At 66.3% G+C, this 15,137-nt stretch carries 15 protein-coding genes; 13 read left to right on the top strand and 2 right to left on the bottom strand.

The window, feature by feature from the left end:
- Positions 1 to 4: 4 nt before the first annotated feature.
- Positions 5 to 1,141, bottom strand: a complete 1,137-nt coding sequence (gene hemC, locus AC1DNE_RS14570) for a hydroxymethylbilane synthase (protein WP_476765392.1) — start codon at positions 1,139 to 1,141, stop codon at positions 5 to 7.
- 113 nt (positions 1,142 to 1,254) lie between these two features.
- Between hemC and AC1DNE_RS14565 the strand changes: the two genes are divergently transcribed.
- Entirely contained in the window at positions 1,255 to 1,464 is a 210-nt protein-coding gene (locus AC1DNE_RS14565) for a type II toxin-antitoxin system YhaV family toxin (protein ID WP_441469218.1), read from the top strand.
- Positions 1,465 to 1,478: 14 nt separating this feature from the next.
- On the top strand, positions 1,479 to 1,634 hold the full coding sequence (locus AC1DNE_RS14560; protein WP_441469217.1) for a type II toxin-antitoxin system YhaV family toxin: 156 nt from the start codon (positions 1,479 to 1,481) through the stop codon (positions 1,632 to 1,634).
- 81 nt (positions 1,635 to 1,715) lie between these two features.
- Here AC1DNE_RS14560 and AC1DNE_RS14555 read toward each other — a convergent pair whose 3' ends face one another.
- Positions 1,716 to 2,357, bottom strand: a complete 642-nt coding sequence (locus AC1DNE_RS14555; RefSeq protein WP_441469216.1) for a helix-turn-helix domain-containing protein — start codon at positions 2,355 to 2,357, stop codon at positions 1,716 to 1,718.
- A 245-nt stretch (positions 2,358 to 2,602) separates the two neighbouring features.
- Between AC1DNE_RS14555 and dapA the strand changes: the two genes are divergently transcribed.
- The 11 genes from dapA to AC1DNE_RS14500 all read left to right on the top strand — a co-directional run bounded on the left by dapA (position 2,603) and on the right by AC1DNE_RS14500 (position 15,137).
- Positions 2,603 to 3,502, top strand: a complete 900-nt coding sequence (gene dapA / locus AC1DNE_RS14550) for a 4-hydroxy-tetrahydrodipicolinate synthase (protein ID WP_441469215.1) — start codon at positions 2,603 to 2,605, stop codon at positions 3,500 to 3,502.
- Positions 3,503 to 3,516: 14 nt separating this feature from the next.
- Complete coding sequence (locus tag AC1DNE_RS14545) at positions 3,517 to 4,944, top strand: FAD-binding oxidoreductase (RefSeq protein WP_441469214.1); 1,428 nt, start codon at positions 3,517 to 3,519, stop codon at positions 4,942 to 4,944.
- Between the two features lie 126 nt (positions 4,945 to 5,070).
- Positions 5,071 to 5,919: a transporter substrate-binding domain-containing protein gene (locus tag AC1DNE_RS14540; RefSeq protein WP_441469213.1), complete on the top strand. Its 849-nt coding sequence runs from the start codon at positions 5,071 to 5,073 to the stop codon at positions 5,917 to 5,919.
- A gap of 89 nt (positions 5,920 to 6,008) precedes the next feature.
- Positions 6,009 to 6,674, top strand: coding sequence for an amino acid ABC transporter permease (locus AC1DNE_RS14535; protein ID WP_441469212.1), 666 nt, complete (start codon positions 6,009 to 6,011; stop codon positions 6,672 to 6,674).
- A gap of 10 nt (positions 6,675 to 6,684) precedes the next feature.
- Positions 6,685 to 7,446 carry an amino acid ABC transporter ATP-binding protein gene (locus AC1DNE_RS14530; protein ID WP_441469211.1) on the top strand — a complete coding sequence of 254 codons (762 nt, stop codon included), beginning with the start codon at positions 6,685 to 6,687 and terminating at the stop codon, positions 7,444 to 7,446.
- Between the two features lie 8 nt (positions 7,447 to 7,454).
- Positions 7,455 to 8,732 carry an NAD(P)/FAD-dependent oxidoreductase gene (locus tag AC1DNE_RS14525; protein ID WP_441469210.1) on the top strand — a complete coding sequence of 426 codons (1,278 nt, stop codon included), beginning with the start codon at positions 7,455 to 7,457 and terminating at the stop codon, positions 8,730 to 8,732.
- Positions 8,729 to 9,697, top strand: coding sequence for an ornithine cyclodeaminase family protein (locus AC1DNE_RS14520; RefSeq protein ID WP_476841112.1), 969 nt, complete (start codon positions 8,729 to 8,731; stop codon positions 9,695 to 9,697). The genes AC1DNE_RS14525 and AC1DNE_RS14520 overlap by 4 nt, the downstream gene beginning before the upstream one ends.
- Before the next feature lie 10 nt (positions 9,698 to 9,707).
- Entirely contained in the window at positions 9,708 to 10,871 is a 1,164-nt protein-coding gene (locus tag AC1DNE_RS14515) for an alpha-hydroxy acid oxidase (RefSeq protein WP_441469208.1), read from the top strand.
- Positions 10,843 to 12,519: a thiamine pyrophosphate-requiring protein gene (locus AC1DNE_RS14510; protein WP_476765423.1), complete on the top strand. Its 1,677-nt coding sequence runs from the start codon at positions 10,843 to 10,845 to the stop codon at positions 12,517 to 12,519. The genes AC1DNE_RS14515 and AC1DNE_RS14510 overlap by 29 nt, the downstream gene beginning before the upstream one ends.
- Before the next feature lie 4 nt (positions 12,520 to 12,523).
- Positions 12,524 to 13,696, top strand: coding sequence for an alpha-hydroxy acid oxidase (locus AC1DNE_RS14505; RefSeq protein WP_441469207.1), 1,173 nt, complete (start codon positions 12,524 to 12,526; stop codon positions 13,694 to 13,696).
- A complete protein-coding gene (locus AC1DNE_RS14500) occupies positions 13,686 to 15,137 on the top strand; it encodes an FAD-dependent oxidoreductase (RefSeq protein WP_441469206.1) in 1,452 nt (483 codons plus the stop codon). Before AC1DNE_RS14505 ends, AC1DNE_RS14500 begins: the two co-directional genes overlap by 11 nt.

Here is a 15,137-nt window from a genome sequence, read left to right as displayed (position 1 = left end):
TTCTTCAGGATTGCAGCATCTTGAAGTGGCTGCAGAATTCCCGGTAGCTCGAGTGCAGGATCTTCTCGCCGCCGCAGACTTTCAGGGTTTCGGCGGCAGCGAGGCCGAGTTCTCGCGCCCGGTCTCCAGGTTCGTCCTCGATGGCAACCACCCGTTCCTCGCCATCGAGAGAGGTAATCTGGGCTTGCAGGATCAGGCGTTCTTCCTTCCAGTTGCAGAAGGCGCCCACGGGCAGGCTGCAGCCGGCGCCCAGCGCATGCATCATCTCACGCTCGGCATCGACCTCGGCCCGGGTCGCCTTGCATTCGATCGAGCGCAGGATCTCGACGATCTCGCTATCCGCGCTGCGCGCCTCGATGCCAAGGGCGCCCTGGCCGACGGCGTAGGGGAACAGGTGAGGGTCGAGAAGCTCGGTCGTCTTTCCGCCGAGGCCGAGGCGCTCCAGGCCGGCCTGCGCCAGGATGACGGCATCGAGCGCATCGTCCCCTTCGATCTTGGCAAGCCGGGGGCCAATGTTCCCGCGGATGGGAACGACGGTCACATCCGGCCGCAGGCTCAGGATCTGGGCGCGGCGACGCAGCGATCCGGTTCCAACTCTTGCTCCCGGCCGCAAGTCGTCGAGGGTCGAGCCACAGAGGACATCGCGAGGGTCCTCGCGCTTGGGCACCGATGCCAGCGTGAGCCCGTCCTTCAGAGCGGTCGGCAAATCCTTGAGGGAGTGGACGACGAAATCGACGTCCTTGCGCAGCAACTGCTCCTCATGCTCCGTGGTGAAGACGCCGATCATGCCGAACTGATGAAATTCGGAGATCCTGTCACGATCCGCGACCGTCGAAATGGGCCGGATCTCGAATTCGATATGAGGGTGAAGAGCCTGAATTGAACCAATTACAAAGTTGGTTTGCGTCATGGCGAGGGGGCTGCGGCGGGTGCCAACGCGAAGAAGCATATTGTGTGTAACCTGTTTGCGCCGTGCACGCGCGATCGCCACCCGTCTAGCAGTTGCCTTGTCGGAGTGAAAGTGCGTCACATTCGCTGCTTGTTGGGGTGGAAGCGCTTTCGCAATTCCACCCCTCGAGGTGACAAGTTGGTCGAACAGACTGGTCGGTAGCCCGCGCATTGTCGGCGACGCGATCGTCATGCCGCCACGTGGCACCCATCTTCGAGGGTGACGCTCGAATGCGCCACGGCCCTGACCAAGGGCATGTTGGTCGATCCCGATGCCGTGATCGAGGGTGATGTCTCGCTCCGACCATGACCATCAATGGCTGGACCATCCTCGCGCATCCCCTCGTGCTCGATCAGTGGGAAAAGTTGATCGCGGCAGTCGAGGCACAGAAGGCGAACAGGCCCGACGACTATCAGAAATCGGCCGATGCCAAGCTACATGCGGCTCTGGTCAAGCTCGTCACCGAGACGGTGCCCGCCGGCCCAACGGCCCCGCCTTCATCTTCGCACGGGTGAATGACGAGAACGGCTTGCGGACCTATGGCTCAAAAACCGATGCCTACAATGTCTTCAAGAGCATGCTGGACGATGGCAATCCGCCTGACGACTGGGATGCGCTCTGCACGGCCGCATCTGCCACCGCCGCCACCAATCGTTTGAACAGGGCTGCGCCGTCTCGCGAATGAGCCGCGCGGCCGCGGCCATTACGCTGGGCTCGCGGCCATCGCGAGGCCGACTTGCTCGATGATGGCGGAGCCGGAACGATTTTAAAGATCGACGAGTACCCACAAAACCACGGCGTTGGAGACCCCTTTCGAGGTCCAGGTGTGTTCGGTAGTGGCATCGTAGTAGACGGAATCGCCCTTGTTGAGCTCAAGCGGCTCGTAGAGGCGGCTGTGCACGATGAGCGTGCCTTCGAGGACCATCACGAAGATCTCCGCCTCGGATTTTGCCCACGCTGCATATTCATCCGGAGAACGCGCGGTCACCGTCGTCAGTATAGGGGTGGCGCGCTTGTTCTTGAGATCGGCACAGAGCAGGACGTTGTTGCAAGTGCCGGTCGTATGCTTGCTGCCGCTGCCGGCTCTGCTGATGCTGCGGCGTCCGGCGAAGCTAATTGTGCCGTTGTCCTGGCCGCTGGACAAAAGTGTCACCAATTCGACGTCGAGCCCATGCGCGATCCGCTGCATCGTCGAGATCGTCGGCGAAAGCTCGTTGCGTTCAATTTTCGAGAAGGCCGAGGCGGAAACCCCCGTCATCGCGCTGACGTCCTGCAGCGTCAGGCCCCGACCTTTACGCAGCTTGAGCAGCCGAGCGCCGATATCGACCCCGCCGCGCGGCTCGTCGCCGGCCTGCCAGGCCTCAGGCGGTTCGATATCCCCGCGTTCCGCCAGCGAGATTTCCGGCATGCCGATTCTCCTCGTCCCCCCGATGGGGATACTCCTGTCATAATCTCTGGGTGCGCGGAGGGAAAGAGAATGCCATTGCGTATGGTTCAATAATTTTCGTATCCGACATTTCTGTATTTTTGTGTTGACACGTCCACGCCCCTGAAAGAGGCTCCATTCCCAACGATGCGCCGGCAAGGAACTGGGCGCGGTTGGCGAGGGGCCGACACGCTGGAACCGGCAGCATCACTGCGGGGATGCTTCAAATGACGCTTACGCACGACACTCTCGGCGGTCTGTATACCGCGATCGTCACGCCGCTCGACGCCGATGGCGCGGTCGACATCAAGGGTCTCCAGGCGCTGGTGCGGTTCCAGCTCGCCGCCGGCGCCGCCGGCATCGTGCCGATCGGCGGCACGGGCGAATATCCCGTCTTCTCGCGTGGCGAGCGCCGCGACATCGTCGCTGCCTGCGTCGACGTGGCGGACGGCAAGCCGGTGATCCCCGGCGTGCTTGCGACCGGCTACGAAGATGCGCTGGAGGCCGGCCGCGACTTCGCAAAGGTCGGCGCCTCGGCGGTCATGACCGTGACACCCTACTACGCGCCCGGCACCCAGGAGGGCATGCGTGCCTGGTTTGCCCGCTATCGCGATGCGCTGGACCTGCCGGTCATGCTGTACCAGATCCCGCGCCGCACCACGGTCTCCGCCTTCGCCGAGACGGTGCAGGCCATGGCCGAGGACGGCTCGATCATCGGAATGAAGTACTCCTCCTACGACATGCCGGACTTCATCCGTACGGTGAAGCTCGCGGGCGATAAGATCGCGATCCTCTCGGGCGAGGAACCGCTCTTCGCGACCCATGTCGCGCTTGGCGCGCGCGGCGGCGTGCTTGCTTCCGCGACGATCTATCCCCGGATCTGGATCGAGATCTTCGAGCTCGCCAGTCAAGGCAAGCTGAAGGAAGCGCTCAAGCTCCAGGACAAGATCGACCCGGTCGTCGATGCCATCTATGTCGAGACGAACCCGGGCCCCCTGAAGGAATACATGGCGCTCGCCGGCAGGCCGGTAGGCGGGGTCCGCCTGCCGCTGCTCGGGCCGAGCCCGGAAACGCTGGCAAAGCTCAAGGTTGCCGCCGAGCGAGCCAAAGCCGTCAGCCTCGCCTGAGCGGAGACCGGCTCGTGATCGAGACGCTTCACAGCATCGTTGGCGACAAGGGGCTGATCACGGATCCGGCAGAGATGGAACCGTGGCTCACGGACTGGCGCCAGCGTCGGCGCGGCCACGCACTCGCCGTGGTCCAGCCAGCTTCGACGCAAGAGGTCGCGGCCGTGGTCGCGCTCTGCGCAGCCGAGGGGCAGCCGGTCTTCCCGGTTGGCGGCAATACCGGGCTGTGCTTCGGCGCCGTGCCGGAAAGCGACCGCAGCGACAAGCCCGGCATCGTGCTATCCCTGCGCCGCCTGAACCGCATCCGAACCATCGATCGGGCGACCGGCATCGCCACGGTCGATGCAGGCGTGGTGCTCGGCGATCTGCACAGCGCCGCTACCGAAGCGGGGCGGCAGTTCCCGCTGCATCTCGGCAGCGAGGGCAGCGCCCAGATTGGCGGGCTGATCTCGACCAATGCCGGCGGCACCGGCGTCGTCCGCTACGGCCCGATGCGCGATCTCGTCGCGGGGCTGGAAGTGGTGCTGCCGGACGGGCGCGTGCTGGCGGACCTCGCGGCTCTGCGCAAGGACAATACCGGCTACATGCTGCGCCATCTCTTTATCGGAGCGGAAGGTTCGCTCGGCATCATCACGGGCGCGGCGCTGCGACTGCATCCGCAGACGCCGAACACCGCTCATGCCTGGGTTTCCGTCGCTGATCCGGCGGCGGCCGTCGCGCTTCTGGCTTCCCTCCAGGACCGTGCCGGCTCCTATATCCAGGCGTTCGAGCTCATCTCCGCCTCGCAGTTCGAACTGGTGCGCCGGCACGTTGAGCGGGTGCGTTTTCCCTTCGCGGAGATACCCGCCTGGTCCGCGCTGATCGAGCTCGGCAGCGAGGATACGACCACGAACCTCCAGGTCATCCTCGAAGAGGTCGTCGGCGCTTCGCTTGAAAATGGCGAGTCCGTGGACGCGGTCGTCGCGACCTCCGAGCAGCAGGCGGCCGAATTCTGGCACGTCCGCCATTCGGTCTCCGAAGCCAACAAGAAGGAAGGCATCGGCATCGTCCATGACGTCGCTGTGCGCTCCTCCGATGTCGCCCCCTTCATCGCCGCGGCCGACACGGTCGCAGCGGAGCGCTACCCACAGGCGGTCACGCAGGTCGTCTGCCATCTCGGCGATGGCAATGTGCACTACATCCTGATGTTCCAGCGCGATTTCTGGGCGTCGCTGCCGGATCAGGACGCCTTCGCACTCGAAGTCGAGCGCGACATCCATGACGCCGCGGCGCGCTTCGGCGGCACCTTCAGCGCCGAACACGGCGTCGGCCGCAAGCTGACGGAGGAGCTCGAGCGTCTCGCCGATCCGCTGCGCTACGAGTTGATGAATAAGATCAAGACGCTGTTCGACCCGCAAAACCTGATGAATCCGGGTGTTCTGCTCGCGCCGAAAGCGGTTTGAAAACGACGGAAAAATCCGCTGCCGCCTCCGGTGAGGGGCGGAAGATCACGGAAAGCCCGCAGGGGAAGCGGGAGCCTGCCTCACCAGACATAACGAGGTTCGCCTCACAACGCCGGGAGAGTGAAAATGACGACACGCAGGGATCTGGCAGGCCTCATCGGCGCCGGCGCAGTTGCAGCCGGCGCATTGACGCTGGCTTCCAACGGAGCAAGGGCGCAGGCCGCCGGGCAGAACACCTTCGACCGCATCATCGCCAGCAAGAAAATGAGGCTCGGCGCCGTGACCTCGAGTGCCCCCTGGTTCATCAAGGACCCGGCCTCCGGCAAATGGAGCGGTCATTTCTACGCGATCGGCTCGGCGCTCGCCAAGGACATGGACGTCGAGCTCGAGCTTGTCGAGACGACCTGGGGCAACGCGGTGCTCGACCTGCAGGCAGACAAGATCGACATCATGTTCGGCCTCAACCCGACGCCGAAACGAGCCATGGCGGTCGATTTCTCGAACGGCGTCTATGACAGCGCACTGGTCGTCATCGCCAAGCCGGGCTTCGATCCGAAGAGCTGGGCCGACCTGAACAAGCCGGAGGTCAAGATTTCGGTCGACGTCGGCTCGGCGCATGACCAGATCGCTACGCTCCTGTGCCCCAAGGCTCAGATCACGCGCTTCAAGACCATCAATGAAGCGATGCTGGCGCTGCGCAGCGGCCGCGTCGATGCGCAGTGCATCTTCTGGATGGGCGGCGTGCGTGCCGTGAAAGCGGATCCCAGCCTCGGCAAGGTTGTCGTGCCGCAACCGTTCTTCGGATCGACATCGAATGCGGCCGTCCGCCGCGAGGTGGACAAGACCTGGCTCTTCTTCGTCAACACTTGGGTCGGCTATGCCCGCGGCCTCGGCCTCGTCCGCAGCGCTGTCGTCGAGAGCTTGGATCAGGTCGGCGTCAAGCCCGAGGACATCCCCGCGGGGATCACTCTCTAAGGCCTCCTCGGCTTCCCGCGCCCGCCCGCGGGAAGCCCATCCATTCTTGTGAACGGCTTCAGGCCGCGCGGGGCGCGGGCAGGGTTGGCATGTCCTATACTTGGAACTTCGACATCGTCTGGAGCTACCGCTGGATCTTCCTCACCGGAACCGGCGTAACGATCGGGATCACGATCGCGGTCGTGATCCTCGGCCTGATCGTGGGCTTGGTCGCCGGCATCGCGCAGCTCTCGCGTTCCCCGGCGCTACGCTGGCTGTCCTGGGCCTATATCGAGATGTTCCGGCTGACGCCGCTGCTCGTGCTGTTGCTGTGGTTCTACTACGCGCTGCCGATCCTGACCGGGATCAAGCTGGACGCGATCACCGCCGCGATCGTGACGCTGACGCTGTATGGCGGTTCCTTCTACGCGGAGGTCATTCGCGGCGGGATCGTCTCGATCGATCCCGGACAAAGCGAGGCGGGGCTGGCTTTGGGCATGACCCCGGCGCGCGTGATGCGCCGCATCGTGCTGCCGCAGGCGATCAAGCGGATGATCCCGCCGCTCATGAACCAGTCGATCATCCAGTTCAAGAACACCTCGCTCGTCTCGGTCCTCGCTGTCCCGGACCTGCTCTATCAGGGCCAGGTGGCGGCGATGGACACCTACCGCGCGCTCGAAGTCTACACGGTGGTCGCTGCGATCTATGTGATCGTGCTGCTGCCGCTGACCGCGATCGTCAAGCAAGCCGAGAAGCGGCTTGCCCATAGCAATTGAGGGCGCAGCGATGAGCTACAAGATCGAGGTCTCCGGCCTGCGCAAGAGCTTCGGCTCGCTGACGGTGCTGCGCGACATCAACCTCAGGGTAGAGGAAGCGCAGGTCGTCGCGCTGATCGGCCCTTCCGGCTCCGGCAAGTCGACGCTGCTGCGCTGTCTCAACCTGCTCGTCATGCCCGAGGGCGGCCGCATCCGCATCGGCGACGACAGCTTCGCCTTCGGCGACGGCTCGAAGCTGCCGGGCACTCGCGAGCAGGCGCGCTTCCGCTCGAACGCTGGCATGGTCTTCCAGCACTTCAATCTGTTCCCGCACATGACGGTGATCCAGAACGTCATGGAAGGCCCGATCTCCGTGAAGGCGATGCGGAAGCCGCAAGCCGAGGAGCTCGCCCGCAAGTTGCTCGCCAAAGTGGGCCTGAGCGACAAGGTCGACGTCTTTCCCAGCAAGCTTTCCGGCGGCCAGAAGCAGCGCGTCGCCATCGCACGCGCGCTCGCCATGGAGCCCGCGGTGATGCTCTTCGACGAGGCGACCTCCGCTCTGGATCCCGAGCTTGTCGGCGAAGTCCTCGGCGTCATGCGCGATCTCGCAGCTGAGGGCATGACGATGATCATCGTTACTCACGAGATCGGCTTCGCCCGCGAGGTCGCCGATCGCGTCGTATTCATGCGCGACGGGGTGATCGTCGAGGAGGGGCCGGCGCGCGAGGTGATCGGCCAGCCTCAGCAGGAAGCGACCAAGAGCTTCCTCAGCCATTTCCACAATCGCGGCTGAGGCGATCCATGTCGAAGGATGCGCCCCTGACCGTCGCCGTAATCGGCGCCGGAATCGTGGGCCTGTGCGCGACGCTGGAGATCCAGCGCGGCGGCCATCATGTCCTCCTCATCGAACCGGGCGAGCCCGGCGGCCGGCAGGCGGCCTCCTACGGCAACGCAACCTGGATCAACCCCGGCGCGATCGCACCGATTTCCCTGCCCGGACTTTGGCGCAAGGTGCCCGGCTTCCTGCTCGACCGGACCGGACCGTTCACGGTGCGGTGGCGGGACCTGCCGCGGCATGCCGGCTGGCTCGCCCGCTTCATCGCCGCCGGCCGGGACTGGGATCGGATCACGACGAGCGCACGCCAGCGCTACCCGCTCTGCAAGGACACGGTGGCGGATCACCAGTCCTATGCCGCCGAGGCCGGCGTCGGCCACCTGATCCGGCAGCAAGGGCTGGTCTATGTCTATCCGGATCGAGCCGCCTTCGCTGCGGAGAGCCGGATCTGGACGATGCGCCAAGAATTGGGCGTGCGCTTCAGCGAGGTCGAGGAAGCCGACCTGCGTCGCCTTCAGCCGGAGCTGTCGCCGGCCTATCGTTTCGGTGCTCGGCTCGACGATGCCGGCCAGATCATCGACCCCGGCGCTTATTGCGCCGCGCTCGCCCAGCTTCTGGTCAGCCGCGGAGCACAGCGCTTCACCGCCACTGCCACCGGCTTCGCTTTCGAGGTCGGCAGGCTGAGCGGCGTCGCCACCGATCGGGGGCCCGTCGCCTGCCAGCGCGCCGTCATTGCGGCCGGCATCGGCTCGGCCGCCCTGGCCCGGCTCGCCGGCGACCGTGTGCCCCTGATTTCCGAGCGCGGCTACCATGTCGTCATCCCCGAGCCGGATGTGGAGCTGGGCGCCGGGCTGATGCCCTCGGACGGCCAGATGGGCGTCGTCTCGACGCCGCAAGGGCTGCGGCTCGCCGGACAGGTCGAACTTGCCGATCCCTCCGCACCGCCCGACTGGCGCCGCGCCGAAATCCTGCTGGGCTATGCCCGCAAGATGTTTCCCGAACAGGCGAAGCGCTTCGATACGGCCGAAGTCGACCGTTGGATGGGCAATCGCCCCTCGACGCCGGACGGCCTGCCCTGCATCGGCTTCGCGTCCCGCTCGCACGATATCCTGCATGCTTTCGGCCATGCCCATACCGGGCTCACCCAGGCTCCGGCGACAGGCAAGCTCGTCGCTGCGCTGATCGACGGTCGCGAGCCGCCCTTCGATCCCACCCCCTATTCCGCCCGGAGATTCGCCCGATGAGCGAGCACCTGCTCTATCTCTCGCGCAATGACGTGAAGGCCCTGGCCATTGCTCCCGGCGCGGCGCGCGAGGCCGTGCTCCGCGCCTTCCGCGACCATGCCGCCGGCCTCAACCGCAGCCTGCCCAAGAGCGCGCTGGGGCTCGGCCCCGGCCATGGCTTCCAGGCGATGACGGCCGCCTCGCAGGCGGACGGGATCGCCACCCTGAAATGGGTCTCGATGGCACCGGTTGCCCCGGATAGTCCGGTGCCCGGCATCAACGCCCTGATCTGCGTCAGCGACTACGCGAGCGGGGCGCCGCTGGCCGTGCTAGAGGGCGACGAGATCACGCTGATCCGCACCGCCGCGCTCTCGGCCGCCGCCGCCGCGCGGATGGCGCCGCCCGCGCCCAGGATCATCGGTTTCGTCGGCTGCGGCCTGCAGGCCCATGCCCATCTCACCGCCTTCCTCGATCTCTATCCCGGCCTGACCACGGCGCTCATGCTGAGCCGCAGCCGCTCCTCGGCGGAGCAGCTCGCGCAAGCCGCCTCCGGGCAAGGGCTCGCGGCGGAGGTCGTTGCGGATGCCGATACCCTATTGGCGCGCAGCGATATCATCATTTCGATGGTTCCGGGCGCACCGGGGCTGAAGCCATTCCTCGACGCCAGGCTGATGAAGCCAAATGCCTTCGCCGCCGCCGTCGATATCGGCCGAAGCTGGATTCCAGAAAGCATGCCGGCCTTCGATGTCCTCGCGACCGATAGCCTCGAACAGTCGAAGGCGCCCTACGATATCGACGGCAACCCGGTGACGACGGTCCGCTTCGGCCACGATCTCGTCGAGCTGGCGAGCGCCGCCCATCCGACCGCGCCGGCCGCCCGTTCCTTCTTCTGCTTCCGCGGTTTTGCCCTCGCCGATCTCGCGCTCGCGCATCTCGTCGTCGTCCGCGCACGAGAGCGCGGTGTCGGCGCAAAATTGCCACGGTGATCCTGACGCGATGACCGCCAAGCCCGCCTTCGCCCATATCCTCAACGTCGCCGACGCGCGACGTGCCGCTTCACGGCGGCTGCCGCGCGGCCTCTTCGAATATGTCGATCGCGGCAGCGAGGACGAGGTCTCGATCGCGAGCAATCGCAGCCAGCTCGATGCGATCCGGCTTTCGCCCGCTGTGTTGGTCGACGTCTCGCAACGTTCGACCGAGGCCGAGATCCTCGGCCACCGCCAACCGCTTCCCCTGGTGATCGCGCCCACCGCCGTCGCTGGTCTCGTCTGGCACGATGGCGAGATCGCGATCGCCAAGGCCGCGGCCGCGGCGGGCATCCCCTTCTGCGTGTCGACCCAGTCGATCACCGCGATCGAGCGCATTGCCGCTGAGTCAGGCGCGCGGCTCTGGTTCCAGCTCTATGTCTGGAAGAACCGGCAGCGCATGCTGGCCTTGCTCGACCGGGCCTGGGCGGCGGGCGCCGAGACCCTCGTCCTGACCGTCGATACCGCCGTTGGCCCCAATCGCGAATACAACCTCCGCAACGGCTTCGGCATTCCTCTCAAGGCCTCGTGGAAAGCCGGGCTCGACGTCGTGCTGCATCCGCGCTGGGCGGGCTCGGTCATGCTGCGGGCTCTGACGGCGGGCGGCGTGCCGACCTATGCGCATTACCCCGACGAGTTCCGCACCAAGCTCGGCCGCGCCTCGCTTTCCGACGAGCTGGCCCTGGCGACCGACGTGACCTGGGAGGATGTGGAGCTGTTGCGCCGGCATTGGCGCGGCAAGCTCGTGCTCAAGGGAATTCTGCGGGTGGAGGACGCGCTGGCGGCCCTGGCGCACGGCGTGGATGCCATCGTCGTGTCGAACCATGGCGCGCGCAATCTCGACTGTGCGCCCGGTTCGACGCAGGTGCTGCCTGCGATAGCCGATGCCGTCGCCGGCCGGCTCGAGATCCTGGCCGATAGCGGCGTGCGCCGCGGCGCCGACATCGCCCGATTCCTCGCGCTGGGCGCAGGCGGCGTCCTCGTCGGACGCGCACCGCTCTACGGCGTGGCGATCGGGGGAGCGGAGGGAGCGGGCCGCATCCTCGACATCCTCACCAACGAACTCAGGATCACCATGGGAATGCTGGGGGCGCCAGCCCTCGCCGATTTGCGTCCAGCGGCCGATCAGGCCTGAGAACCGGAGTGCCCGCATCATGAACGTCGCCCAGGCCATGACCGCCATCCTCAAGAAGGAAGGGGTGGAACTACTGTTCTGCTACCCCACGAACAAGCTGATCGACGAGGCCGCTCTCGCCGGCATCCGGCCGATCGTCGTGCGCCAGGAACGCACGGGCATGCATATGGCCGATGCCTATTCGCGGCTGTCTTCGGGCCGCAAGTTCGGCGTCTTCGCCATGCAGCACGGGCCGGGCATCGAGAACTCCTACGGCTCTGTCGCGCAGGCCTATGCCGATTCCGTGCCGGTGCTCGTGATCCCGCAGGGCTATCCGCAGCGCGTCGCGGGCATCAAGCCCAACTTCAACGCCGTCCAGAGTATGCGCGACATCACCAAGTCGGCCGAGCAGCTCAACCTACCCGGCGAGGTCGTCAATGTGATGCGCCGCGCACTGAGCCAGCTTCGCAATGGCCGCGGCGGCCCGGTGCTCGTAGAAGTGCCGAACGATCTCTGGACCGCAGAGCTGGCGCAGCCGGAGGATTACGTCCCGGTCCGCGGCCATCGCACGGCGCCCGATCCCGACGACATCGCCCGCGCTGCCGAGTTGATCGGCTCCGCCTGCAATCTCGTCATCCATGCCGGCCAGGGCGTGCATTACGCCCAGGCCTGGGACGAGTTGCGCGCATTGGCCGAGCGCCTCGCCTGTCCGGTCGTCACCACCCTGCCCGGCAAGAGCGCGTTCCCCGAGGATCATCCGCTCTCGCTCGGCTCCGGCGGCCTGACCTATCCAATGCCTGTGAAGGCCTTCCTCGACGAGGCAGACGTTATCCTCGGCATCGGTTGCAGCTTTACCGAGACTCTGTTCGCGGTGCCGGTGCCGAAGGGCAAGCGTATCATCCATATGACGCTCGATCATGCGCATCTCAACAAGGATGTGCCCGCCGAGATCGGCCTCGTCGGCGATGCAAAACTTGGCTTGCAGGCGCTGCTCGGCGAACTGGAACGGCGCGGTATGCAATCGGACAAGGGAGCAGCCGTCGCCACCCGCATCCGCGGCGCACGCGAGGCCTGGCTCGCCGAATGGATGCCGAAGCTGACTTCGGCGGAGATGCCGATCAATCCCTATCGCGTGGTCTGGGAGCTGATGGCGGCAACGCAAGACGAGCCAACGATCATCACCAACGACGCCGGGCGGCCGCGCGACCAGCTCACGCCGTTCTGGGTCGCGCGCGATCCGCTGAGCTTCATCGGCTGGGGTAAGACCACCCAGCTCGGCTACGGCCTCGGCATCGTCATGGGCGCCAAGCTCGCATGCCCGGACAAGCTCTGCATCAATGTCTGGGGTGACGCGGCGATCGGCTTTACCGGCATGGATATCGAGACAGCGGCCCGCGAACGCATCCCGATCCTCTCGATCCTGTTCAACAACGGCGGCATGGCCACCGAGCTGAACAGCATCCCGAACGCGATCCGCCTCTACGCAGCCAACCGCATCACCGGCAATTACTGCGAGATGGCGCGCGCCTTCGGCGCCTATGCAGAGCGCATCACCGACCCTTCCGAGATCCGCAGTGCGATCGATAGAGGCATCGCCAGGACGAAGGAAGGCCAGCCGGTCCTGCTCGAATTCATCACGGCACAGGAAACGGCGATGTCGAAAGCCTGAGGCGATGGCGCTCGCGCGCTGCTTCAACGTCGAGGATGTGCGCCGCCTCGCAAAGCGACGCCTCCCGAAGGGCCTGTTCAACTTCATCGACCGGGCGACCGAGGATGACCTCGCGCGGGGCCGCAACCGCGCCGCGTTCCGCGCGCTGACCTTCCTGCCGCGCACCCTCGTCGACGTGGCTGAACGCTCGACCGAAGCTGTCCTCTTCGGCGAGCGCCATGCCATGCCGCTCGCGGTCGCGCCAGCCGGGCCTGCGGGCCTGCTGTGGTACCGCGGTGAGCTGGAACTGGCGAAGGCCGCGGCACGCGCCAACCTGCCCTTCACGCTCTCGACCTATTCGACCGTCGCCATGGGCGATATCGCGGCGACCGGTGCGACCGTCTGGCAACAACTCTATTTCTGGAAGGACCGTTCGCTCACCGGCAAGATTGTCGACAGGGCGCGCGATCTCGACTTTCGTGTCCTCGTCGTGACGGTCGATACGCCGGTGCTCGGCCAGCGCGAATATCTCCAGCGCGATCGGCTGATACCGCCCTATGGCCCCTCGCTTGCGGCTTGCACCGAGATGCTGCTGCATCCTCGTTGGCTCATCGGTGTTGCACTGCGCTATCTCGCGACCGGGGGCCTGCCGCGCGTCGTCAACAGGCCTCAGCCGGGCCCCGGGCTCGTGGACGAGGAGATCGCCCGGCGCACCTCGCTCTGCCCCTCCGTCACCTGGGACGACATCGCCCGGCTGCGCCAGCGCTGGCCGCATCAGCTCCTACTGAAGGGCATCATGCGCGAGGAGGAGGCCGAACGCGCTTTCGCGCTCGGCTGCGATGGCGTCGTCGTCTCGAACCATGGCGGACGCAATCTCGACAGCGCCGCCTGCACGCTCGATGCTCTGCCCCGCATCGCCGCCGTGGCGGGGGGCAAGGGCTCCGTCCTCCTCGACGGCGGCATCCGCCGCGGCAGCGACATCGCGAAGGCGCTCGCGCTGGGCGCCCACGCCGTGCTCACCGGCAGCGCTCCGCTCTACGGCATCGCCGCCGCGGGCGAGGCTGGAGCAAGTCATGTGCTCGGCCTGTTGCAAGCCGAGCTGGATTGCACGATGGCACTGACCGGAAGTCGCATCATCGGCGAACTCACCCGGGACCTGATCGCACCCAACCGCATGGAGGGCTCCCATGGCGCTTGAGAGGGACAAGGATGCCGACGTCATCGTCGTCGGCGCGGGCGTGGCCGGTGCCAGCGCCTTCCTCGAAGCGGCGGCGGCCGGTGCCAGCGTCATCGGGATCGATGCAGCTCCCGGCTTCGGCGGCACCGCCCGGCTGGCAGGCGGCGGCATGTGCGTGCCGGGGACGTCCCTTCAGGCCACGCGCGGCATCGTCGACTCCGCCGATCTCGCCTTCGCAGACCTGGAAGCCAACGGCCATGATTTCGACCGCGATTGGGCTCGCTCCTATTTCGAGCGTGGTTCCACAGACCTGATCGACTGGCTCTCCGGGCTCGGCGTGAGCTTTCCCGACATCAGGCATTTCGAAGGCGACAGCGTTCCACGCTTCCATCGCCCGCTGAACGGGGGAGCCGGGCTCATGGGAGTATTGTGGGAACGCATGCAGGAGCGCGGCTTGCAGCGGGCCTGGCGTTTCCGCTGGCGGCTGACCGAGCTCGTCGTCGAGGACAGCAAGGTGAACGGCGTGATCTGCCGCGACGGAGAGGGCCGCGAGCAGCAGCTACGCGCTCCGGCGGTCGTCATCGCCATCGGCGGCTTCGCCGGCAGCCTGGCGATGATCCGCCGCCATGCGCGCCGGCTCGACAGCGTGCCTCAGGTCCTGGCGGGCGGCGGCCCTGGCGCCCAGGGCGAGGCGATCACCATCCTGCAGCGCCATGGCGTTCGCTTCGACCATCTCGACGAACTCTACTGCTACGCGACCGGCGTCCCCGATTACCGTGACCCGGCCGGCGAGCGCGGCGTCGTATTCAGGGGCAATACCGGCTGGCTCTGGCTCAATCAGGACGGCGGGCGCTTCCACGACGAAAGCCAGTCGACCAGCGGTAACCTCGCCGTGCCGCGCCTGCTCTCCCAGCCCGGCGCCACCGCCTGGGCGATCTTCGACACAGCCATGCTGCCGGCGATCACCGTCGACGACCACCATGTCCCACCGGGCTCGGAAACCGGCAACGAGGCTGCGAGACGCCATCTTGCTCATTCGACCTGGGCTTGGCAGGCAGATACGCTCGACGAACTCTTCCACCGCTCGGGCATCGATGCGGAAGGCGCCGGGCAAACGGTCGCGCAGTGGAATGCTAGGCTCGCTGCCGGGCTGGCGCGCGAACCGGCGACACATCGTCCGCTGGCCGGCCTTCCTCCGCTGGCCAAACCTCCCTTCTACGCCGTCCGCTTCGTGCCGATCGGGCGCAAGGCGATGGGTGGCGTGCAGACCGACCGGCAATGCCGCGCCTTGCTGGAGTCCGGCGAAGCTCTTCCCGGCCTCTATGCTGCGGGCGAAGTGGCGGGAATGGCCGGTGGCCATATAGGCGGCATCAAGCCGCTCGAAGGCATGATGGTCGGCCCGAGCTGTTTCAGCGGACGCATCGCCGGGCGGGAAGCTGCCGCTTTCTCCCGAATTTCCTGA

This window comes from Allobosea sp. 05L423 (genome assembly GCF_056397745.1).
The sequence above is the reverse complement of the archived record's forward strand: the minus strand, read 5'-3'. Positions and strand labels throughout refer to the sequence as shown.

Coding starts and splice junctions, on each gene's coding strand:
- hemC (WP_476765392.1), bottom strand. CDS start 1,141: ATGACGATCGCGTCGCCGACAATGCGCGGGCTACCGACCAGTCTGTTC.
- AC1DNE_RS14565 (WP_441469218.1), top strand. CDS start 1,255: ATGACCATCAATGGCTGGACCATCCTCGCGCATCCCCTCGTGCTCGAT.
- AC1DNE_RS14555 (WP_441469216.1), bottom strand. CDS start 2,357: ATGCCGGAAATCTCGCTGGCGGAACGCGGGGATATCGAACCGCCTGAG.
- dapA (WP_441469215.1), top strand. CDS start 2,603: ATGACGCTTACGCACGACACTCTCGGCGGTCTGTATACCGCGATCGTC.
- AC1DNE_RS14540 (WP_441469213.1), top strand. CDS start 5,071: ATGACGACACGCAGGGATCTGGCAGGCCTCATCGGCGCCGGCGCAGTT.
- AC1DNE_RS14535 (WP_441469212.1), top strand. CDS start 6,009: ATGTCCTATACTTGGAACTTCGACATCGTCTGGAGCTACCGCTGGATC.
- AC1DNE_RS14530 (WP_441469211.1), top strand. CDS start 6,685: ATGAGCTACAAGATCGAGGTCTCCGGCCTGCGCAAGAGCTTCGGCTCG.
- AC1DNE_RS14525 (WP_441469210.1), top strand. CDS start 7,455: ATGTCGAAGGATGCGCCCCTGACCGTCGCCGTAATCGGCGCCGGAATC.
- AC1DNE_RS14520 (WP_476841112.1), top strand. CDS start 8,729: ATGAGCGAGCACCTGCTCTATCTCTCGCGCAATGACGTGAAGGCCCTG.
- AC1DNE_RS14515 (WP_441469208.1), top strand. CDS start 9,708: ATGACCGCCAAGCCCGCCTTCGCCCATATCCTCAACGTCGCCGACGCG.
- AC1DNE_RS14505 (WP_441469207.1), top strand. CDS start 12,524: ATGGCGCTCGCGCGCTGCTTCAACGTCGAGGATGTGCGCCGCCTCGCA.
- AC1DNE_RS14500 (WP_441469206.1), top strand. CDS start 13,686: ATGGCGCTTGAGAGGGACAAGGATGCCGACGTCATCGTCGTCGGCGCG.